The organism is Chryseobacterium soldanellicola (genome assembly GCF_900100115.1).
GTDB lineage: Bacteria > Bacteroidota > Bacteroidia > Flavobacteriales > Weeksellaceae > Chryseobacterium > Chryseobacterium soldanellicola.
On record NZ_FNKL01000001.1, the window covers coordinates 216,703 to 239,140 of the forward strand.

20 protein-coding genes and 1 riboswitch are annotated in these 22,438 nt (G+C 34.6%); of the genes, 5 read left to right on the forward strand and 15 right to left on the reverse strand.

Annotation, left to right across the window (positions count from 1 at the left end; genetic code table 11):
- Positions 1 to 18 precede the first annotated feature (18 nt).
- Positions 19 to 86, forward strand: a riboswitch (Fluoride riboswitch).
- A gap of 31 nt (positions 87 to 117) precedes the next feature.
- Positions 118 to 1,386, forward strand: coding sequence for a voltage-gated chloride channel family protein (locus BLT04_RS00970; RefSeq protein ID WP_089752789.1), 1,269 nt, complete (start codon positions 118 to 120; stop codon positions 1,384 to 1,386).
- A gap of 197 nt (positions 1,387 to 1,583) precedes the next feature.
- Here BLT04_RS00970 and BLT04_RS00975 read toward each other — a convergent pair whose 3' ends face one another.
- The 8 genes from BLT04_RS00975 to BLT04_RS01010 all read right to left on the reverse strand — a co-directional run bounded on the left by BLT04_RS00975 (position 1,584) and on the right by BLT04_RS01010 (position 7,866).
- On the reverse strand, positions 1,584 to 1,769 hold the full coding sequence (locus tag BLT04_RS00975; protein ID WP_089752792.1) for a hypothetical protein: 186 nt from the start codon (positions 1,767 to 1,769) through the stop codon (positions 1,584 to 1,586).
- Positions 1,770 to 1,937: 168 nt separating this feature from the next.
- Entirely contained in the window at positions 1,938 to 3,179 is a 1,242-nt protein-coding gene (locus tag BLT04_RS00980) for an MFS transporter (protein WP_089752794.1), read from the reverse strand.
- Positions 3,180 to 3,258: 79 nt separating this feature from the next.
- Positions 3,259 to 4,824 carry a ribonuclease Y gene (rny, locus tag BLT04_RS00985; RefSeq protein WP_170828405.1) on the reverse strand — a complete coding sequence of 522 codons (1,566 nt, stop codon included), beginning with the start codon at positions 4,822 to 4,824 and terminating at the stop codon, positions 3,259 to 3,261.
- A gap of 229 nt (positions 4,825 to 5,053) precedes the next feature.
- Positions 5,054 to 5,341 carry a cell division protein ZapA gene (locus tag BLT04_RS00990; RefSeq protein WP_089752799.1) on the reverse strand — a complete coding sequence of 96 codons (288 nt, stop codon included), beginning with the start codon at positions 5,339 to 5,341 and terminating at the stop codon, positions 5,054 to 5,056.
- Complete coding sequence (locus BLT04_RS00995) at positions 5,341 to 5,643, reverse strand: hypothetical protein (RefSeq protein WP_089752801.1); 303 nt, start codon at positions 5,641 to 5,643, stop codon at positions 5,341 to 5,343. The genes BLT04_RS00990 and BLT04_RS00995 overlap by 1 nt, the downstream gene beginning before the upstream one ends.
- 139 nt (positions 5,644 to 5,782) lie before the next feature.
- Complete coding sequence (gene porT, locus BLT04_RS01000; protein ID WP_089752803.1) at positions 5,783 to 6,565, reverse strand: type IX secretion/gliding motility protein PorT/SprT; 783 nt, start codon at positions 6,563 to 6,565, stop codon at positions 5,783 to 5,785.
- A gap of 3 nt (positions 6,566 to 6,568) precedes the next feature.
- Positions 6,569 to 7,300: a bifunctional demethylmenaquinone methyltransferase/2-methoxy-6-polyprenyl-1,4-benzoquinol methylase UbiE gene (gene ubiE / locus BLT04_RS01005; protein WP_089752805.1), complete on the reverse strand. Its 732-nt coding sequence runs from the start codon at positions 7,298 to 7,300 to the stop codon at positions 6,569 to 6,571.
- Positions 7,297 to 7,866, reverse strand: a complete 570-nt coding sequence (locus tag BLT04_RS01010) for a hypothetical protein (protein ID WP_089752807.1) — start codon at positions 7,864 to 7,866, stop codon at positions 7,297 to 7,299. The genes ubiE and BLT04_RS01010 overlap by 4 nt, the downstream gene beginning before the upstream one ends.
- A 100-nt stretch (positions 7,867 to 7,966) precedes the next feature.
- Here BLT04_RS01010 and BLT04_RS01015 point away from each other — a divergent pair, with 100 nt between their 5' ends.
- Both BLT04_RS01015 and BLT04_RS01020 read left to right on the forward strand, forming a co-directional pair.
- The gene (locus tag BLT04_RS01015; RefSeq protein WP_089752809.1) at positions 7,967 to 9,031 is read left to right on the forward strand and encodes a 3-oxoacyl-ACP synthase III family protein; all 1,065 of its coding nucleotides are present in this window, start codon (positions 7,967 to 7,969) and stop codon (positions 9,029 to 9,031) included.
- A gap of 69 nt (positions 9,032 to 9,100) precedes the next feature.
- The gene (locus BLT04_RS01020) at positions 9,101 to 10,306 is read left to right on the forward strand and encodes a metallophosphoesterase (protein ID WP_089752811.1); all 1,206 of its coding nucleotides are present in this window, start codon (positions 9,101 to 9,103) and stop codon (positions 10,304 to 10,306) included.
- A 74-nt stretch (positions 10,307 to 10,380) separates the two neighbouring features.
- On the opposite strand, the gene BLT04_RS01025 is transcribed toward BLT04_RS01020, so the two are convergent.
- Positions 10,381 to 11,133, reverse strand: a complete 753-nt coding sequence (locus tag BLT04_RS01025; protein ID WP_089752813.1) for a polysaccharide deacetylase family protein — start codon at positions 11,131 to 11,133, stop codon at positions 10,381 to 10,383.
- Between the two features lie 84 nt (positions 11,134 to 11,217).
- A complete protein-coding gene (locus BLT04_RS01030; protein ID WP_089752815.1) occupies positions 11,218 to 12,183 on the reverse strand; it encodes an NAD-dependent epimerase/dehydratase family protein in 966 nt (321 codons plus the stop codon).
- A 91-nt stretch (positions 12,184 to 12,274) separates the two neighbouring features.
- Between BLT04_RS01030 and ggt the strand changes: the two genes are divergently transcribed.
- Together ggt and BLT04_RS01040 are read left to right on the forward strand one after the other, a co-directional pair.
- On the forward strand, positions 12,275 to 13,960 hold the full coding sequence (gene ggt, locus BLT04_RS01035) for a gamma-glutamyltransferase (protein WP_089752817.1): 1,686 nt from the start codon (positions 12,275 to 12,277) through the stop codon (positions 13,958 to 13,960).
- A gap of 256 nt (positions 13,961 to 14,216) precedes the next feature.
- Entirely contained in the window at positions 14,217 to 15,497 is a 1,281-nt protein-coding gene (locus tag BLT04_RS01040) for a dicarboxylate/amino acid:cation symporter (RefSeq protein ID WP_089752819.1), read from the forward strand.
- A 168-nt stretch (positions 15,498 to 15,665) separates the two neighbouring features.
- Here the strand turns inward: BLT04_RS01040 and BLT04_RS01045 are convergent, their stop codons facing one another.
- The 5 genes from BLT04_RS01045 to BLT04_RS01065 form a co-directional block, all read right to left on the reverse strand.
- On the reverse strand, positions 15,666 to 16,517 hold the full coding sequence (locus BLT04_RS01045; RefSeq protein ID WP_089752821.1) for a diacylglycerol/lipid kinase family protein: 852 nt from the start codon (positions 16,515 to 16,517) through the stop codon (positions 15,666 to 15,668).
- Between the two features lie 43 nt (positions 16,518 to 16,560).
- Positions 16,561 to 17,340: a DUF3298 domain-containing protein gene (locus BLT04_RS01050; RefSeq protein ID WP_089752824.1), complete on the reverse strand. Its 780-nt coding sequence runs from the start codon at positions 17,338 to 17,340 to the stop codon at positions 16,561 to 16,563.
- 171 nt (positions 17,341 to 17,511) lie between these two features.
- Complete coding sequence (locus BLT04_RS01055) at positions 17,512 to 18,336, reverse strand: RsiV family protein (RefSeq protein ID WP_089754160.1); 825 nt, start codon at positions 18,334 to 18,336, stop codon at positions 17,512 to 17,514.
- A 118-nt stretch (positions 18,337 to 18,454) separates the two neighbouring features.
- The gene (locus BLT04_RS01060; protein WP_089752826.1) at positions 18,455 to 20,389 is read right to left on the reverse strand and encodes a transglutaminase domain-containing protein; all 1,935 of its coding nucleotides are present in this window, start codon (positions 20,387 to 20,389) and stop codon (positions 18,455 to 18,457) included.
- A 2-nt stretch (positions 20,390 to 20,391) separates the two neighbouring features.
- The gene (locus BLT04_RS01065; protein ID WP_089752828.1) at positions 20,392 to 22,284 is read right to left on the reverse strand and encodes a DUF3857 domain-containing protein; all 1,893 of its coding nucleotides are present in this window, start codon (positions 22,282 to 22,284) and stop codon (positions 20,392 to 20,394) included.
- Positions 22,285 to 22,438 lie beyond the last annotated feature (154 nt).

The following is a 22,438-nucleotide window of genomic DNA, read 5'->3' on the forward strand; positions in this document are numbered from 1 at the left end:
AAATAAATAGTTATATTTGCAGCACAAGGAAATGGTGCTCTTCCTTACCCAACCGCTTTTCAGAAGCTGATGACGCCTGATTTTAAGATTATTAACAATAATTGATCAGGTAAAATTATGTCAGAACATCAACGAACAATCATTCAGAAAACCTTATTTCATACCAGATTTTTCTTTAGAAAATTTCCTGCCTTACCTTATATTTTAAAGTGGCTTTGTATTTCTCTCATCATCGGAATTCTTGTAGGAACTGCTTCTGCAGGCTTTTTACAGTCATTGGAATGGGCAACTAATTTCAGGGAAAATCACATCTGGATCATTGCATTTTTGCCTGTTGTAGGTTTTTTGATCGGACTTTTATATCATCATCTCGGAAAAGATATTGAAGCGGGAAACAATTTACTGATCGACAGCATTCATGATCCGAAGGAAATTATTCCTTTCAAAATGGCCCCTTTTGTCTATCTGGGAACCATCGCGACTCATCTTTTCGGTGGCTCGGCAGGTCGTGAGGGAACGGCTTTACAGATGGCGGGAGCGATTGCAGATCAGTTTACAAAACCTTTTAAGCTTACTAAAAACGAAAGAAAAATCCTGATTATTTCTGCAATTGCTGCGGGTTTTGGCTCTGTTTTCGGAACACCTTTAGCTGGAGCTGTTTTCGGATTGGAAGTTTTTCTGATCGGAAGAATTCGTTATAATGCTATTTTCCCGGCATTTGCATCGGCGATTATTGCAGATTTAGTAACGAATCTCTGGAAAGTAAAACATACTCATTATCACATTGATTTCATCCCAAAAATTGATTTTCTGCCTATTTTATACAGTGTTTTTGCAGGAATTGCTTTTGGAATCTGTGCTGCGACATTCAGTAAACTTATTCATTGGGCAGGTTCTTTTTTTAAATCAACAATAAAATATCCCCCATTACGCCCTGTTGTCGGCGGAATTATTGTTGCTGTTGCTGTTTTTGCGATGGGAACTACGAGATATATCGGGTTGGGAATTCCGACGATTGTAGAAAGCTTTGACAAACAACTTCCTTTATATGATTTTGCGTTGAAAATGATCTTTACGATTGTTACCCTTTCGGCAGGATTTAAAGGCGGTGAAGTTACTCCTCTATTCTTTATTGGCGCAACTTTGGGAAGTGCATTATCCTTAATTATTCCGTTGCCGTTTGGCTTGTTGGCAGGAATGGGATTTGTAGCGGTTTTTGCAGGAGCTACCAATACACCGCTGGCCTGTATGCTTATGGGAATTGAATTATTCGGGGCAGAATGCGGAATTTATGTAGCGATTGCGTGCGTGGTTTCTTACTTATTTTCAGGACATAACAGTATTTATACCAGACAAAAAATCGGGGAAATGAAGACGGGAAGATAGGTTTAGGGTTTAGCAAAAAAAATTCATAATTCATAATTCATAATTCATAATTCATAATTCATAATTCATAATTCATAATTCATAATTCATAATTCATAATTCATAATAATTACAAAAACCTTCTGAAAATCAAAAGGTTCTTGCGTATTAAATGTGGAAATGTTTATTTCTAATTGAAATAATTCGTTAAAATTGGGTTAGCAAGTAATTACCTGCGGGCAACCAATATATTGTACACAATATTTAGGACCGGTTACAGCTCCTGTACAGCTGCATCCGCATAAAGACAAATCCGGAGTTCCGATTTTACCTACTCCTCCGACAATGTTTTTAAGATCGTTTTTTCCTAATCTTTTAGCGTTTTTAAAAATGTTGTTTGACATGTGATTTGGTTTTGAGAGTTAAACAATATAATTTTAATACTTTCAAAGTTAAACAAATATATATTATTTACAACATAATTTATTTCAATTTCAAATAATTGATTGATTTCATTTCTGTTACTTTACTATAAAACGAAAAATAAAAAGAAAAATTATTTAAACAGCTTTTTATTCTGTGAATTCAAGATCTTTATCATGAGTTTCAGAAATCGTGAGAGAGGAGTAAAAAGCCAGACCAAAAACGATGGCACCAACGATCGCTGCGCTAATGATTACCGAAAAATCTTTCTTAAAAAAATCAAAGCCAAAAATCATCACAGGAACCAGTCCTCTTACCATATTCGGAACCGTTGTGGTGGCTGTATTCCTGATATTTGTCCCGAACTGTTCGGCTGCCAAAGTAACGAACATCGCCCAATATCCTGTTCCCAAACCGAGCCAGACGCAGAAAATATAATATTTTGTTTCTGTATTGGTATTTCCAAACAACATGATCGCAACACCCACAATGGTAAATGCAAGCATATAAAAAATCGCCATTTTTCTGGATTTTAAAGCATGAGAAATAAATCCGCTCATCAAATCACCGACAGAAATTCCTACATAAGCCCACATAATGGCTTTTCCCGGATTAATGTCTTTAATTCCGAATTCCGGGGCAAACTGATTCGCCAATACCGCCAAAATCCCAATACAATACCACGTCGGAAGCCCGACAGCAATACATTTTAAATATCTTATCAAACGATTTTTATTTGTGAAAAATGACAGGAAATTTCCTTTTGAGACAGCTTTTGTTTCGATATTTTTATAAATCCCCGATTCTGAAACGCTGATTCTTAAAAATAATAATAAAATTCCCAGAACTCCTCCGATAATATAAGAAATATTCCATCCGCCGGATAATTCTACGGTCAATTGGGCAACAACAGCACCCATTAATCCGAAACCAGCAACAACGGAAGTTCCGATCGCTCGTAAATTTTTCGGTAAACTTTCAGAAACAAGGGTAATTCCTGCTCCGAGCTCTCCGGCAAGGCCAATTCCGGCAATAAACCTTAAGCCTGCATACGAATACACCAAATGCTCTTTCGGAAAATACGGTAAAAACCCACACGCAATATTCGCTAAAGAATAAACCAGGATAGAACCAAATAACACGGATAACCGTCCTTTTTTATCGCCAAAAATTCCCCAGAAAATACCGCCGATCAGCAAACCTACCATCTGACAGTTAAGAATAAACGTACCATCGATATCAGGATTCAATCCTAAAGCTTTTAAACTCGGTATCCTTACGATACCAAACAAAAGCAGGTCATAGATATCTACAAAGTAGCCTAAGGCCGCAATAATAACCGGAATAGAGAAAATAAGTCTCGCTTTTGAAGACAAAGGAAGTTCTTGCATTTTGATTTTTAAATTTTGCTAAAAATAAAAAACCTTTCAATCTCTTGAAAGGTTTTTATAAAATATCTTTTTCTGATTATTATCTCGCAATATTCACAGCTCTCGTTTCTCTGATCACTGTTACTTTTACCTGTCCGGGATACGTTAATTCGTTTTGGATTTTTTCAGAAATGTCGTAAGATAACTGAGAAGCAACTTCGTCATTTACTCTTCCGCTTTCTACCATAACTCTCAACTCTCTACCTGCCTGGATTGCATAGGCGCTGGAAACTCCTTCGAAGCTTAAAGCAGCTGATTCCAAGTCTTTTAATCTTTGGATATAAGATTCTAACACCTGTCTTCTTGCTCCCGGTCTGGCTCCTGAAATCGCATCGGCAACCTGAATGATCGGTGACAATAACGAGGTCATTTCAACTTCGTCATGGTGAGCACCAATCGCATTGATAACTTCTGCATTTTCACCGTATTTTTCAGCCCACTGCATTCCTAATAAAGCGTGAGGAAGCTCTGATTCCTGTTCAGGAACTTTTCCGATATCGTGTAAAAGACCTGCTCTTTTCGCTAATTTTACATTTAAACCTAATTCGGCAGCCATTGTTGCAGCGATATTGGCAACTTCTCTCGAGTGCTGTAATAAGTTTTGTCCGTAAGAAGAACGGTATTTCATTCTCCCTACAATCTTGATCAATTCAGGGTGTAAACCGTGGATTCCCAAATCGATAATGGTTCTTTTACCAACTTCGATAATCTCCTCCTCAATTTGTTTTCTTGTTTTTTCTACAACCTCTTCGATTCTTGCAGGGTGGATTCTACCATCCGTTACCAATCTGTGAAGTGATAATCTTGCAATTTCTCTTCTTACCGGATCGAAACATGAAAGAAGAATCGCTTCTGGAGTATCATCAACAATAATTTCTACACCAGTTACAGCTTCCAAAGCACGGATATTTCTACCCTCTCTACCGATAATTCTACCTTTTACTTCATCAGATTCGATGTTGAAAACAGATACCGAATTTTCGATCGCCTGTTCTGTTCCGATTCTCTGAATGGTTTGAATAACGATTTTTCTCGCTTCTCCTTTTGCATTCAACTGAGCTTCTTCCATAATGCTCTGAACATGCGCCTGAGCTCTTGTTTTAGCTTCAGCCTTCATTGATTCTACCAATTCGGCTTTAGCTTCTTCTGCTGTGTAATTAGAAATTTTTTCTAAAATTTCAACTTTTTTAGACATAATTGTGTCTAATTCCTGTTGTTTTTTATCTAAAATCTCCGTTTTCTTAGCATAATCTGCAATCTGCTTATCAAGGTCTTTTTCAAGTTTCCCTATTTTGCTAAGCTCGTCATTTAACTTATGCTCTTTGTCTTTTGTTCTTTTTTCAATCTCCTGCATTTTCTTTTCGCGAGACTGAATATCTGCATCATGCTGAGATTTTAATTCTAAGAATTTTTCTTTAGCCTGAAGGTTCTTTTCTTTCTTTATGGATTCAGCTTGTACGGTAGCTTTTTCTATAAGGTTTTCAGCATTCTTTTTAGCATCATCTATAATGAATTTTCCTTTAGTATTCAATGAGCTTTTAGAGAATAAAATCCCTGTTACAGCACCGATTACTAAACAAACAACGCCGATTATAACTTCTATCATAATTTATATTGAGTTTTAATTGTCTTTACAATATTAATAAAAAAAGCCTACAACAATTCAGTGATATAGAGTAAACTCCTAATCAACACGATTTGAACTGATTTCCACTGTCTGTAATCCGGAGAACCGGCACGCCATTCGATGGACATTTGTTCGGTAATTGTTTAGCGTTGAGTTTACCTTTAATGTGTTAGAATTATTGTAGGCAGGTCTTTCTGGGAAAAAAAATCTATTTCCCAAATTCATTCAGCGATTGATTGATCTGAGCCAGTCTTTCGTTGGTTGAATGTATATTTTTTTCGTAGTTCATAGACACCACTTCAGCGTTGGTTCCCAATTTCAGGGCGCACATTGCCAAAGCATCTTGCTTGTCTCTCACATCGAAATTTTGTTCAAAATCTTTAATCATATTTTCGATCTGCTTCCCAACCTTACGCAAAGTCTCTTCCTCTGCTGCGGGTACATTCAGCGGATATACTCTTCCTGCAATGTTGATGGTTATTCTCCTTACCTCCATTATAATCCACTGTTTTGAAGCTGAGCAATACAGAAATCAATCTCTTTCACCAATCTGTTGATATGGTTTTTCATTAATCTATTGTGTTCAGGATTTCCTGATATTGCTGAATAAAGTTTTATATTTTTTTGTTCTTCTGCTAATACCTGACTTTTCTTTCTTTCCTCATCATATTTCTTCTTCAGATCTTCATGTTCAATATTCAATTCCGAGAACTTTTCAGTAAGATTTTTGTAATTCTTTTGTAAGATCAATATCTTTTTCTCTAATTCTGAAAAATTGTTTTCTAAATCTTGAAGCATTTCAGGTTTATATATTCTAACTATTAGCAAAAATAACAAAATATTAATACTAACAAAAATAAAACGCCTTATATTTTAGGCATGGCAACAAAAAAGGAGATGCAAAGCACCTCCTTCTGTATTTTTAGCTGTAATTTTCTTACTCAAATTTCAATACGAACATTACTGCTCTCGTCTGTAGTGTAGACATGGCAGCCGTCCAGTAAGGAGGTGTACCTGCATTATCAGTAACAATCTCGTTATTCATAATGAATGTCCCTCTGATTGCCGGAGTCAATTTAAATTTATTAAAGTAAAACTGAATTCCCATTTCTGCAGACCATGCAAAATTGTGGGTTGTAGATCTGAAAACCTGTTGTAAGTTATCATCCGTAGAATCTGAATTTGACTGTAAATTCACAATATAATTTACCCCTGCCGCAATGTAAGGTCTTGAATTATACCATCTTTGCCCATGCAGCTCCAACATTACAGGAACGTCAACCAAAGTAGATTTTACTTCTCTTATTCTATCTTTATCCGTTAAAGGAATCGGAACAAAAGGATCATTCGTCAAAGTACCTGCTGCGTATTGGTCATTCGATTGTGTATCGAAATGCAATTCTCTCTGAGCAAATTGTAAGCCTGGTTCTACTCTTAGATCCAAATAATCGTTCAGTCTCCATTTACCGATTAATCCGGCACCGAAGCTTTTACTATTTTTAGATGTAACGAGATTTTTGTTCCCATCCATACCGTATCTTGGGTTGAGTACTATACGGTAGTCCAGTATATTACCATTCAGATAAAAACCCCAGCTGAACGTCTGTTGATCAAAGTCTTCCAACTTATCCATTCTGTTTCGGGTTCTAAATTGCGCGTTTGCAAAAACTGCAACATTTACTGAGGCTAAAACCAGTGCTTTTAATAAAAATTTATTCATAGGTTACTTTGTTGCTTTATAAATTGTGGCTATACCTAAACTTAGTTTTTTATATTCAACTTTTTTAAATCCTGTATCTAAAAGAATCTGTCTCATTTTTTCCCCGAAAGGAAAAGCGTTTACAGAATCCGGAAGGTAGGTATATGCCCTATTATCTTTAGAAACCAGTCTGCCGATGGCAGGTAATATATTTTTGAAATAAAACATATAAAATGGTGCTAAAAAACCCTCAACCTTTGAAAACTCAAGTATATAAACACTTTTGTTGTCCTTTACTACCCTTCTTAGTTCCGCCAACCCTTTGGTTAGATTTTCAAAATTCCTTACTCCAAATGCAACGGAAACAGCATCAAATCTATTGTCCTCGAAAGGTAAATTTTCTGCATCGCCCTTTTGCATGGAAATTTTGCCGTCTAAATTAAGTTTTTTTATTTTAATAACGCCAACATTTAACATTTGTTGCGATAAATCTAAACCAATTACTTTGGCACGGGTTCCTTTTTCAATGGTGATTGCCAGATCTCCCGTTCCTGTAGCCACATCCAGCACTTCCTGCGGGCTGTCGCTTTTCATCATATTGACCAGTGTATTCCTCCATAAAACATCAATTTTCATGGATAAAACATGATTCAGAAGATCATATTTCGGTGCAATATTGTCGAACATATCCTCTACCTGGCTCTTTTTTGTAGCCTCAGAATTGTAGGGCGTTACTTTGTTGATATCGTTTGTCAAAACTTGTAATATTCTTTATAATAATTAAGATAATCCTGTTTTCTGAAGATTTTTGATCTCGATTCTACTTTCTGTATATTTTTGATCATTTTATCATAATCCTCGTCTACATTATAATAAAAGTCTTCTGTGTAAAGCTTGTTGAAGTGTCTGGCACCTCCATAATATTCTTTTCCGTCTATTGTGGTCTTATCAAGCGCCAAAAGTAATGAATCTTTTTTAAGATTGTATCCATAATATTGATCATTCACATAATAATCCTGATGGGCAATATTAATCAGCCCCCGGATTTTCTTCACATCGAATGCGGAATCATACATCATTTTTTTATTCTGATCAAAAACTTTGATAGAATTTTCCCCCATTTTTAAATCTACAGGCACGGTTTGCCCAGCCGCAATCGTACCTTCAGAGCCGTTATTAATCTTATAATAATAGGTATTAGGCGTAGGATTATCCACTACATAATAGTTTTTTTTGGCTAAAAAAAGGAAATAAATTGCAAAGGCAACACTAAACGCCGCAACTGCGATAAATAATCCTTTCAGGGACGGATTGTTTTTCATAGATTGTAAAGTACAATTTTTGCAAATTTAATAATATTTTTAATTCTTTCTTATTAATATTAATTATTAACTTTGCATCTTTAAAAAATCATTTAAACGAATGCCGAATACGATCATTATTGGTTCTGGATCTTATATTCCTAATCGAGTTATTGGTAGAGATTATTTTATGGATTCTGAATTCTATACCGACGAAGGTGAGAAAATAGAGAAGCCTACAGAAGAAATCATTTCAAAATTTGTAGAAATTACAGAAATTGAAGAGCGCAGATATATTGAAGATGACCTTACCAACTCTAAAATTGGCTACGAAGCTTCAAAGATTGCTATTGAAGATTCAAAAATAGACGCTGAGGAGCTTGATTATATTATATATGCAAGTAATTTTGGGGAAGTTACAGCTGCAGGGCTTGTTAACTTTATGCCGAATATGGCAGCAAGAGTAAAAAATCAGCTAGGTATAAAAAACAGGAAATGTGTTACTTATGACATGATTTTCGGGTGCCCGGGATGGGTTGAAGCAATGATTTTAGCTGATAATCTGATTAAAGCCAAAGCAGCAAAAACGATTTTGGTAGTTGGCGGTGAAACATTAAGCCGCGTTACCGATCCTTATGACAGAAATAAAATGATTTTCGCAGACGGGGCCGGAGCTGTTGTTGTAAAGGCAACCGATGACGAAAATGTAGGAATTATCGCTCACAATACCATTTGTGATAACGGTATCGAGCTGGATTATCTGGTAAGTGGCTGTTCCGTAAATAAAGAAGCAGAAGACAAGCTGTACATCAGAATGCTGGGAAGAAAAATTTATGAGTACGCTCTCAAAAACGTTCCTACAGCAATAAAAGAAACCATTGATGATGCCGGGCTTTCCATCGAGGATATCAACAAAATATTAATCCACCAGGCCAATGCCAAAATGGATTATGCCATGATCGAAAGGCTTCATAAGCTTTATGATATTAAAGATTACGACCATTCGATCTCTCCCATGACCATCCAGATGTTCGGAAATTCGTCCGTAGCAACCATTCCTACAATGTATGATTTAATAATTAAAGGAAAAATGGAAGGTCAATCGTTTAAAGATAAAGGTAACATTGTGATGACTTCGGTAGGTGCCGGAATGAATATCAATGCTATCGTTTACAGATTTCCTTAATAATATTTAATTTAAAAATATAAAAAAGCACAGGGAAAACTATTCTTTGTGCTTTTTTTAAACTTAATTATGCAAAGAAATTTTTTAATCATTGCTGCGATCTTTCTTCTTTTAGAAATCTATATCTATCAGGCAATAAGAACGTTAACAGATAATTTTTGGATAAGAACCGGTTATTGGATCCTTTCTTTAACCGTTTATGGGATTTTCGCCTACGAAATCACTCATTATCAAAGATCAGACAGAAGTACGGTGAAAGCACAGATCATGATCTCATTATTTGTCGTATTTATTTTGCCTAAAATTTTCATCGTTTTATTTTTATTAATTGATGATATTTTCAGAACCGGAAGTTATTTAATCGGTTTTGCACGTCCTACAGAAAATTTTTTCCCGGAAAGAAGAAAATTTTTAAGCTTGTTAGGACTGGGTCTCGGAGGTGTGCTTTCTGCCCTTTTTATCGACGGAATTACATTTGGGAAATACCGACACAAAGTAAGAAAGGTAAAGGTAAAATTTGCCAATCTTCCGAAAAGCTTTAAAGGTTATAAAATCATTCAGATTTCTGATGTTCACAGTGGAAGCTTTTCTGATCCCAGTAAGCTGGAACATGCAATTGAGCTTATCAACGAACAAAATGCCGATTTAATTTTATTCACCGGAGATATGGTGAATAATGTTGCGGATGAATTTAAGCCGTTTATTCCTTTATTTTCTAAAATTAAAAGTAAAGACGGTAAACTTGCGGTCCTCGGAAACCACGATTATGGCGATTACGTAACATGGAATTCTCCAGACGAAAAAAAGAAAAATCTCGATACATTGATCGATTACGAAAAACAAGCCGGATTTGATATGCTTCGAAATGAAAACCGGGTTATTGAGAAAAACGGTGAAAAATTATACATTTTAGGCGTTGAAAACTGGGGATTAAAGCCTTTTCCACAATTCGGAAGGCTTGATGACGCTTTGAAAGACGTTCCAAAAGATGCTACAAAAATATTAATGAGCCATGACCCTACTCATTTTGATTATGTGGTTAAAAAACATCCGACAGATGTTCATTTAACACTTTCAGGACATACACATGGGATGCAGTTTGGTTTAGATTTAAAAAACATCAAATGGTCGCCCGTTCAATACCGTTACCCAAAATGGGCTGATTTGTATGAAAGCGAAGATAAAATGCTGTATGTAAACAGAGGTTTTGGGGTGTTGGGGTATCCCGGAAGAGTTGGTGTTTTACCGGAAATTACGCTTTTTGAATTGAGTTAGAGTTTCGAAATACAAGATTCGTGATCAAAAAATCGAACCCGTATCTCGTATCCCGTATGCCGAAGCTGGAAACTCTAAAAAATATAATCCTTCATACGGGAAGTAGCCATCTCCTTCTCGTTGATCCAGGCAAGGAGGGCATCGAGTTTGTCCTCCATTTTTCTGCCCAAAAATAAGCTTCTGTAAAAGGGAATATCAAACTGATATTTTTTAAAATCGGTAAATTGCCATGAGTTTAAATAAATCAAAACAAACTCATCATTTTTCAGCGTTTCAAAAACCATATTCTGATAATATTTCATCGGCAGAATCTGAAACACAAAATCATTGTACGGTAACTGACTGTAAGGAGAAATGCTTTCCGGAATAATGCTTAATCCATCTTCTTCGTTAATTTCCGTGTCTCTTTTTAGACGTTTAAAAGGAAAAAGAATATTCGCATTATCAATATTGGAAACATAATTAAATTCCAATAATTTTAAATCTTTCTGAGCCAGCTTAACATCTTTCTGACGAATTCCACGGATCTGTTTTTCCAAAAGATCTTGGGTGAATTTCTTTATCTCTTCAATTTCCTGAAGGCTGGAATTTTTGTTGTAAAAAGCAATTTCATGTCCTTTAGATGAAATTGCTTTTATTAAATTCTGAAGCTTTTGAGCGATTGAAATCTCCACAAAAAAACTTGCTTTCGTATCGTGAATATCTAAAATTCTAAGAATAGCTTTTGTATTATTTTCAGTAATTTTCAATCTTTCCTCATCAGAAATTTCGACACCATTTTTAGCATCAGCTTCAATATTCAGCAGATTGAAAGTTAATAATATCATTTAAACTAAACTTTATATAAATTTTATAAATAATTAAAAATCAGTTGTTAAAATTAATTTCAATTAAAGTTAAACTTTAACTAATTAATTTTTTCCTAATTTTACTTTAAGATTTTTAATCATGTCTTTTGACATCTCAGAAATTCCGAAATCGTACGACAATCCCCAATCTTTTTTCGCTACAGAATCATCAATTGAAGCCGGCCACGAATCTGCAATTGCCTGTCTGAAATCCGGTTTATAATCAATCTCAAATTCTGGAATTTCTTTCTTAATTTCTTCCGCCAATTCTTTTGGAGTAAAAGACATTCCGCCTAAATTGTAAGACGAACGAACCGTTACACTTTCTTTCGGAGCATCCATTAATTTCAATGTTGCGTTGATCGCATCATCCATATATAACATCGGCATTCCTGTATTTTCAGAAATGAAACTTGTATATTTTCCTTCTTCGATTGCTTCATAAAAAATCTCAACAGCATAATCTGTAGTTCCGCCGCCCGCCGGAGTTTTCCATGAGATCAATCCCGGATATCTGATACTTCTTACATCTACTCCATGCTTGTCAAAATAATATTCACACCATTTTTCACCTGCCATTTTTGAAATTCCGTACACCGTTGTCGGGTTTAAAACCACATCCTGTCCTACATTTTCTTTTGGAATTCCTTTCCCGAAAACAGCGATTGAACTTGGCCAGAAAATCTTTTTAAGAAGACCTTCTTTTGCCATTTCACAAAACTGAAGAAGCGGTTCAAGATTCAGCTTCCAAGCAAAAATCGGCTGCTTTTCTGAAGTTCCCGACAATAATGACGCCAAATGATAAACAGTCGTAATATCGTAGTCTTTGATTACCTGTCTCACCAATTGCGTGTTGGTAACGTCCATTCTTTCGTAGTGCCCTGCAGCAGTGATGCCCTTTTGCCATCTGTCAAGCCCTGAAGCCACAACATTATCTGCACCGTGAATCTCAACAAGTCTGTTCGTAAGTTCGGTGCCAATCTGCCCCAAAGCTCCTGTAATAAGTATTCTTTCCGTATAGGATTCCATTTTTCTTTTTATTAAATTGATCGAAAGCAAAAATAAATATTTTAAATCCTATTTTAAAACAAATTTGTAAATTCGGTTATAAAATTTACAAATGAAAAAAATTCTTATTTCGGTTATTCTATCTTCACATTCTCTTTCAGCACAATACACGGATTTTAACATCGTAAAAGAAGTCAAGGTAAAAAACAAGGGAGTTGTCGTTTCTGCGCATCCTCTTGCGAGTGAAGCCGGTGCAAAAGTCCTTAAAATGGGTGGAAATACATATGATGCTATTGTCGCTACTCAATACGCGCTCGCCGTTGTTTATCCTCAAGCCGGAAATATTGGCGGTGGCGGATTTTTGGTTGGAGTAAAAAATAACGGTGAAAAATTTACACTGGATTATCGTGAAATAGCTCCCAAAAGAGCTTCCAGAGATATGTATCTCGACAAAAAAGGCAAAGCAAACACAGATTTATCTCAAAACGGAAGACTGGCGGTGGGAGTTCCGGGGAGTGTTGCCGGATTTTTTGCGACGTTAAAATATTGCAAGCTTTCTATGGATCAGTTAATTCAACCTGCGATCGATTTGGCTGAAAAAGGATTTGCCATTACCGAACAGGAAGCCAATTTATTAAATTCAAATAAAGAATATTTTCAGAAGCATAATCAATCTTACATCGTTTTTGTGAAAAATGTTCCGTGGAAATCGGGAGATATTTTAGTTCAGAAAGAATTGGCAGAAACTTTAAAATTAATTCAAAAACAAGGCTTAAAAGGTTTTTATGAAGGTAAAACGGCCGAATCTTTAGTTTCAGAAATGAAAAAAGGAAACGGAATTATCACCTTGGAAGATCTTAAAAACTACAAAGTTGCCGAAAGAAAAGCCCTGGAATTTGATTACAAAGGAAATAATGTGGTTTCCATGCCTTTACCCTCAAGCGGCGGAATTCTTTTAGCTCAGATGTTGAAAATGGCTGCTTATGAAAATTTAGAAAAATATCAGCAAAACTCAACAAAAGCAGTTCAGATTATGGTGGAAGCTGAAAGAAGAGCGTACGCCGACAGAGCCGAGTATATGGGCGATCCAGCGTTTATAGATGATAAAACTTCCTATTTAATTTCTGATGATTATTTGAAAAACAGATGGAAAAGTTTCAGTTTTACCAAAGCTACATTAAGTTCTGAAGTCGGAAAAATCATTAAACAGCCCAAAGAATCAACTGAAACAACCCATATTTCGGTCATTGACAAAGAAGGCAACGCAGCGGCAGTTACAACGACACTAAACGGCCTATATGGAAGTAAAGTTGTCGTTTCCGGAGCTGGATTTTTCTTAAATAACGAAATGGACGATTTTTCCGTAAAGCCCGGCGTTCCGAATATGTTTGGAGCCGTTGGTGGAGAAGCAAATTCCATCCAACCCAATAAAAGAATGCTTTCTTCAATGACTCCGACAATTGTTCTAAAAAACGGAAAACCATATATGGTCGTGGGAACTCCGGGAGGAACGACTATTCCTACTTCTGTTTATCAGTCGATTGTAGATGTTATTGATTTTAAACTGAATACTAATATTTCAATTAATTCTCCAAAGTTCCATCATCAATGGCTTCCGGAAGCGGTAGCTTTTGAAAAGAATTTCCCGGAAACTACCATTAAAGATCTGGAAAAACTAGGTTATAGAACCGAAAAATGGGACCAGATCGGAAGAACGGAAATGATTTTAATTGATGATAACGGGAATATTCATGCAGTTGCGGATGGCCGTGGCGATGATTCTGTGGCGGTGGAGTGATTTTTAAACATTACTTAGTTTAGATCCTCGACTCCGCTCAGGATGACATCTCTAATGCTATCTGCTAAATTATGCATTCAATTTTTAGCGATGTCAGGCTGAGCGGAGTCGAAGCCTTTTAAATAAAAATCTTAAATTAATTATATCGATTAATTTCGGCGGGGCTTTCAGCCCCGCCGAAACTTTTCATGACAAATATCATATTATCAGGATAATTTTCTTATTTTTCGTGCTTTAAAAATCAAAAACTTTTCTTTTGAAAGCAAAAAAAATCTATCAGCAGCTTTATTTTCAGGTTATTATAGCAATTATTGCGGGAATTCTTTTAGGCAGATTCTATCCTGAACTCGGAGAAAAAATGAAGCCTTTGGGTGATGGTTTTATCAAATTGGTAAAAATGATCATTGCTCCGGTCATTTTCATTACACTGACTTTGGGAATTGCACATATGACCGATCTTAAAAAAGTGGGCAGAATTGCTGTTAAAGCAATGATTTATTTCTTTACCTTTTCAACTTTAGCATTAATTATAGGTTTAATTGTCGGAAATATTTTACAGCCCGGACATGGCTTGAATATCGATCCGGCAACACTTTCCGGAGATGTTTCACAATACCAGCACAAAGCTCATGAATCGACATTAACGGGTTTTATGATGAATATTATTCCTGAAACACTATTTAGTCCGTTGGTTGGAGAAAATATTTTACAGGTGCTTTTAGTTGCTATTCTGATGGGAGTTGCCTTGGTTTTAACGAAAGAAAAAAGCCAGAAAGTAACTGACTTCCTTCAGGATCTTTCAACTCCAATTTTCAAGATTGTGCATATGCTCATGAAGCTGGCTCCAATCGGGGCTTTTGGGGCCATGGCTTTTACCATCGGAAAATACGGGCTCCATTCTGTTTTAAATCTGATATTTCTGGTCGGGACTTTTTATATCACCTCTATCCTATTCGTTGTTTTAGTTTTGGGAGCGGTGGCCTGGTACAATGGTTTCAGCATTTTTAAACTGATGTATTATCTTAAAGAAGAGCTGCTTCTTGTTTTAGGAACCAGCTCATCAGAATCTGCACTCCCCGGAATTATGGAGAAAATGGAGAAAGCCGGCTGCTCAAAAGCAATTGTAGGTCTTGTGGTTCCGACGGGATATTCTTTCAATCTTGACGGGACCAACATTTATATGACGCTGGCTTCTTTATTTATCGCTCAGGCTTTGAATATTCATCTTCCGCTTGAAAAACAGCTGATGCTTCTTTTGGTTGCGATGTTGAGCTCAAAAGGTGCTGCAGGAGTTACGGGAGCAGGATTCGTGACGTTGGCGGCGACTTTGGCGGTCGTTCCTGAAATTCCAATTGCGGGAATGACTTTAATCTTGGGAATTGATAAATTTATGAGTGAATGTCGCGCTTTGACCAATGTTATCGGAAATTCTGTAGCCACTGTGGTTGTAGCTAACTGGGAAAAACAATTAGATAAAGAACAACTGCATTTTTGTTTGAATCATCCTAATGAAGTTGAAAAGAAACTGGAAGTTTGATTTTTGCATTAAAAAAAAAATTCTCCTTGTTTTTCTAAAATTAAACACTCATTTTGTCATTCCGTAGGAATCTCAATAATACTATTAAAAACTTAGTCTGGATTCCTACGGAATGACAAATTATCCGCTAGATTGCGTCATCATTTCCGACTACGTTCTTCGCAATGACTAAATCAAAATATTCAAACTTGAAGGTTGAACTTTGACATGAATCGGGGATTTTATTTTATTGAATTCTCCGTCAAGATGCCAGTTTTTAGTATTAACTTTAAATTCGATTTCTGAAACAGGAAGATAAGTGATGTAATCGTCGTCTTTCAGCTTTTTTGTAAACATCCTGAATGCAAAAAGCGGTGAGTAGGTCAACGGAAATTTTTTAACTAAAACCATATCCACCAAACCGTCACTTTTACTGGCTTGCGGGGCGATGTAAGCATTATTCCCGAATTGACGGGTGTTTGCGATGTTCACCATTAAATATTTACCATTGTACTGCTTATACTCTTCAGTAAAAAATTTAAGCTTAATGGGTTTATAGCTAAAAAATGTTTTTAGTGAAACTTTGATATAATTTTTGAATCCGCGCGTGGTTTTTTCAAATTCTTTTACCACTTTTCCGTCAAAACCTGTGCCCGAAACATTGATGGAAAGCTTGTCATTGACTGTAAAAGTGTCAATTTTCCTGGATTTTTTTGCTTTTATCTTCTCTAATAATTCATCTAAATTTTTGCTGAACTGTGTTTCATTAGAAAAACCATTTCCCGAGCCTGCCGGAAAAATCGCCAAAATTTTCACTGTATTAATTAAATTCTTTGCAACGGTTGAAATTGTTCCGTCTCCGCCAATTGCCACAAAAATATCTACTTCATTAAAATGTTTTTGTATAAAATCATCCGTTCCCGGAATAGATTCTGAGACATAATATAAAGGATTGTCAACTTTAGTTTTAAGTTCGTTAAGAAACGGCTGATAATTCTTTTTCGCTGAAAAAGGATTGATGATAAAAGCTACTTTTTCCATTATCGCAAAAATAGAAAATGCTTCTGATCTGGAAGCATTATTGTTAATTAATTTTCATTCTTTCTTTAAATTCAGGATTCAGAGTGCCTTTTAAATCTTGCCATGAAGCCGGGACAACGATGTCACCCATAGGATATCCAGGCATAAAAACATCAAGATTATAATGGAAATAGAGGTTTTTTTCGTCAAAATAAAAATTTTTGTTCGGAGAAATAGACTGAATTGTAAGATCAGAAAATTTTAATCCTTTTTTATTGTTATCAAAATTTTTCTTCAGAATTTCCGATAATTTTTCTTTAGATATTAAAGTAATATCTTTCAGCTGTAGTTTTTTATTATCTTTTATATCAAAAGCCCTTTCAAAATAATTGTAGCGTCCGTGAGCACCTCCATCAATTGTTTTTTTGTAATACTGAATTTGTAAATAATCATTTTTTAAAGACTTTATCCTCATATCAGAATAATTTTCCCAAGTCTGAGCATAATAAATATCCGCGTTTTTCTTTTCTTTTTTCACGAAATCGTAATATTCTTCTTTTTCTTTTTTGAGAAAATTAATCATTTGACTTTTAGAAAAATCTGTCATTCCTTTTTTATCAAAATAAATACTGTCAAGTAATTTTTTATCTTTTAAGGTTGGAAAAATCAACAATTTCGAAGAATATTTCATCGTTACCGAATCAAAAACTTTTACGGATTCATGAATGCCGATTGAATCAATTGTAAAATTTTCTTTGTTAGAAAGTTTTTTGTTTTCTGATTTTTTACAGCTAAAAATTAAAAATAAAGAACAAATTGAAATTATTCTAATATAGTTTTTCATTTGAATGTTTTTATTTTTCAAGCAAAATACATTCCGTAAAACTTCATTCTCATTATTCAAAAGAATGGTTAATTTATTAATTTAAAGCAATTTAAAGCCTATTCAAAAATTAATTACATATAATCTAATCATCAATTAAAATTAAATTACAAAATTATGTTTTTAGAATATTTATTTAATTTTCATTCTTTCTTTAAATTGAGGATTCAATGTACCTTTTAAATCTTCCCATGAAACAGGAATTACGATATCACCAGCTGCAAAAGCGGCAATTTCATACGGACTGTAATGAAAATACAGGTTTTTCTCATCAAAATAAAAATTTTCCGTTGCTGGAATTACATCAACTAAAAGCATTTCGGAATTATTGACCGTTCCGTTTTCATCTGTCGTTCCGCTGTTCATTTTATTGATATTTTTCATTAAAAGCTGTTCAATTTTCTTTTTTGGAATTGAAGTAATATCTTTTAACTCTACTTTTTTATTATTCTTTAAATCAAAAACCCTTTCTGAAAATCCGTAATTGTCATGAGCTCCGCCTTCATAAGAACTTCCCAGATATTCGATATGCATATAATCATTATAATTTGATTTTAGATTAATATCTGAGCTTGTATACCATTTTTGAGCGAAATTAATGGTAGATAACCAATCTTTACTATCATTTTTTACAGATGCAAAATAATCGTTTCTGTCTTTTTCTAAAAATGTTTTTAATCCCTGTTTTGAAAAATCTTTAATTCCTTTGTGGTTAAAATAAATGCTGTCTAACAGTTTTTTATCTTTCAAAGTAGGGAAAACAAGCAATTTTGAGCTAAAACCCAGGCTTAATGAATCTCCTAATTTTATAGAATCATCGACAGTAACAGAATCAACGACAAATTTTTGAACTGTTAAAGTTTCAGTTTTCATAGATTTATTGGTAGTTTCAGGCTTTTTACAGGCCGTAAAAACGAAGAAAGAGGAAAGTGCAAAAACAGCAACCGTATTTTTCATAATTTTGATTTCCTGTATAAATGCAAAAACCATTCAAAAGATGAATGGTTTTGTAATAATTCTGAAACTTTAATTAATTAAGCAATTAATTAACAACAAAATCTTGATCTTTAGCTGATTACTTTTTAATCAAGCTGATCACCTGATTTTCCTGTTTTGAAGCAACACCCCAAATTTGTTTAAAAGCAGGATAATAATCTTTAGGATAATCTGCACTTGCAACCTTTGTTGTGGATACAATTTCTATTTTATTTCCTTTTTGCTCGGCAACATAGCTGTACTCAATTTCTTTGTCATCCGTTACAATCTTTTTATTTTTCGGCATTTCTTCGATCGCATATCCTTCTGGAATTTCCAAAACAATCTTTTTTGTTCTTACATAAGGTGAAATAAAGTCGATGGTGTATTTTCTTTCCTCGGTCTGGTCAAATTCATTAGAATTTTTGTTTAAAAACAACATCGGGTTGATAATCATCTTTTTTCCTATTTTATCAATCAAATTGTCTGAAGAAAAATTCATCGTACTCTCAAAATCACCGTTTTCGAGAACTTTAGAATCTATTCCGGTGAAGTCTATTGCAAAATTTTCTTTGTACTGCTTTTTATATTTTTCGGCATTATCGTCATAGTTTTCTTTCGCAAACATTGCATAACCACCGGTATCTTTATCAGAATATGTTCCGGAAATACTTCCGTCTCCATTGATTTTTGCATTAGCTGTAAGATAAGTGAAACTTGGTTTTGCGTTGGTCATTTGCAATTGTTTTACTTTCTCTTTTGACAGTAAAATCCCGAATTGATTCCAGTCCTGCGGAGGCAGCTGATCTACGGAAGACTGCTTTGAAGTAGCATCATATAAGTGATAGCCTTCTTTTGTATCAACGGCTGCAATGACAAAATTCATATTCGAAACATTTGGAGAAGCAATATTAATTACACCGTTGCTTACGGTAGAAATCAGAAGTGGATCGGCCTTAATACCGGCCTCACGAAGCATCATTACCAAGAAAAGATTGATTTCCGCACCATTTCCTGTTTTTGTTTCTAACAATTTTTTAATTCCATCCTCAGTATAAATTCCTCTGTCGTTGTTCCAGGTAAAAGTTTTTTGCACATATTTGAAAATCGCATCTGCTTTTTGAGATTCCTCTTTTAAGTCCGAAATACCAGCAGGCATATTTTCCTTTGCCAACTTTGATTTTTTCAATTCGCCGCCAAAATCTTCATTTTCATAAAGCCTTTTCATGATCTGTTCCCAAGATGATGAATATAATTTTAATTCTTTAAAATTGGTTGAATGTACCTCGGCACTTATTTTTGTTCTGTAATTTCTGTCATTTTTTACAAATTTTTCGGTCTTAAAGCCCTTTAGATTTTCATAGGCAAATCTGTACGTTCTGTATTGCGTTCCGTACAATGTTTTTTCTTCGGCAATTCTGTATTTAGGATCTAATGATCCGGTGTAATTGATATTATATGAGATATTTAGAGGATTATCCAAAACATATTCCGTATAAAGAGAAGGGGTATCCATTTCAATCAAAATCTCGGGAATTCTGAATAAAAAAGGAGAAATAACTTCATACTGATATTCTATCACAGAGCCGTCTTTTACGTTTGGAAAGGCAAATTTTGTCATCTGCACATATTTACTTTCCTTACTTTTATATTTAGAGCTTTTATCCACTTTTGTCGCAACTGCAGCTCCGTTTTCAAGATTATATGTAAAAGCTTTCATCTTATTCAGCAATTCTTGTTCGCTGCCACTGCCCTGATATAAAGGGATTTCAAGATTTAACCAATCTTCTGCTTTATCTTTATTATAAATTTTAATTCTGTAAAAATAGTTCTTATGGAGATTTCCAGTAGAAGCGTCAATCATAAAATGTACGGATCTGTAAAGGATTTCAGCCGGCGCATTCTCATCTAATGTTGATTTTTTCTTGGATAAATCTGCATCATTAAATTTCGGAGGTTCAAGAAATTCATGTTTTTGAGCATCAATAAGGGTTAAATTTATTATACAAAAAGTGAATAATAAGAGTTTTTTCATGCTTAGATTTTAGTAATTAAAATTTTTGAATTGTCGATGTTGATTGTTTTTTTTCTGAAATTAACATAGTCATTATATTTTTCCTTTGGATAAAGGCCTTTATTAATTCTGATGGTTCTGTTTACTTTCAATTCATCACCATTTTTTACAAAACTTAATTTATATAAGCCAAATTCGGAATTTAGGGTAACATTTTCCGGAATTTCGTCTATTTTATAGTTTTTAGGAATGGTAAAATTGATTTCATATTCATCTTCAAAAGACTGTCTTAGTTCAAAAGGAAGCTCTCTGTTTTCTTCATTTTTATAAACATTATCTGAAAAAATAGGAACAGCTCTGAAAATAATGCTGTTTCCAGCGTTTTTAGAATAATTATTGGCTTTAAAATCAAGATCAAATTTTGCAATTGCATTGTCTCTGTCATTAAGAAAATTTTTCATTTCAATTTTTTCAAAATGCAGCACATCCAGAAGATTTTTTACGGCCTCATTTCTGTCTTTTGGTGAAAGATTGGTCAAAGCCATATTATTGTCATACTGAATTCCTGTAAAAGAAAAATTGCCTTCTCCCAGAATACTGTTGTCTTCATTAAGCTTGATTTTAAGAAGCTGCTTTTCTTTATTTTGTTCTGCAGAATAAATAGGGGTATCAATAAGCTCGATCCCGTTTTTCCTGATAGACAATACATTTCTGTCTGTTGTGGTGTAATTTAAATGATTAAAAGCAACCTGTTGTGAAGTGTTTTCCAGCCAGATATTTCCTTTTTCTGTCGGAATCATCAAAATAACGTGATTCCCACCCATTTTTGGAAAAGCCGGATCAAAAGAAATCGGCGACGCGCTGGAGTTTATCACCGAATAATAAGAAGGGATTCCGGCCTCATCGAGCAACGTTTTCATATAATTGGTAAGACCTTTACAATCTCCGTAGCCTTTTTTATCGACCTCATCCGGCAACATCGGCTGCCAGCCACCAATTCCCAATGCTACAAAGATGTATCTTGTTTTTGTCTGCATGTACTGATACAGCTTTTTCACTTTTTCTTCGGTTGTCCCCTGTAAATTAAGGGCTGCCACCTCAGCTTTAATAGCAGGAGTCGACACAGAAACAGGCTGTAAAATACTGTTATAATACCAGGATCCGAATTCTCCCCAGTTATTCATGCTTCCCTGCTTGCCTTCAAGATTAAATTTTGTTAACGCAAAACTCACTTTCGGTAAAATTTTTACAGGTTGTGGCAATAAAAATGCGTCATCGATTGCAGGAACGTTTTTATAAGCATATGTTTTTTCTGTTCCGTTATCACTTTCAATGACAGAAGTATAGTTGTATTTTGAAGGATAAGTCTTGGTTTTAAGCTCTATTCCTGATTTATTAATGATTTTTATCTGAGCTTCTTCCAATGAAGTATTGGTAGACTTAAAAGGAATAAAATCCGGCAGGAAAACCGTATTTTCCTCTCCAATCTGGTAAGAAAATTCAACTGTATAAGGATATTGTGTAGGTGTAAACGATAAGGCCATTACCCTGTTATCAGAATAAAATGTACCTTGGGAATTGTTGGCGAAGTCCCCAAAATCAGATTTTGAATAGGATTTTAGTTTTTTTCCGGCTTCATCATAGATATTTACCTTTACATCTGAGATACTGTTTCCTTTTTCGTACGGAATATATATTAATGCTTCAGAATCTCCATCTTTATTTAAAACGGTGGTTGCTGTGTAATATTGATATTTGATATCATCAATTTTATTAATCAGAATAGTTGTAAGATCCTTTCTGATAACGGCATTTGCATTTTTCTTAAGATTTTCAGGAATTGCAGAGGCCGGATAAGTCTGTGCATAATAAAGCGAAGCAACGGTCAGGGCTCCAATACAAAGTATTTTCATCATGGTCATTAAAATTAGGCAAAAGTAGTGAAATCTTAATAACTGTTAAAATTAAATTTTATTGCATAAGAAGAATTTCATTTTTAATCCTATGAAAATAGAATTCGTAACATGTTTAAAGGATCAGCTTCAACTTAATTATAACAACAAAATAATC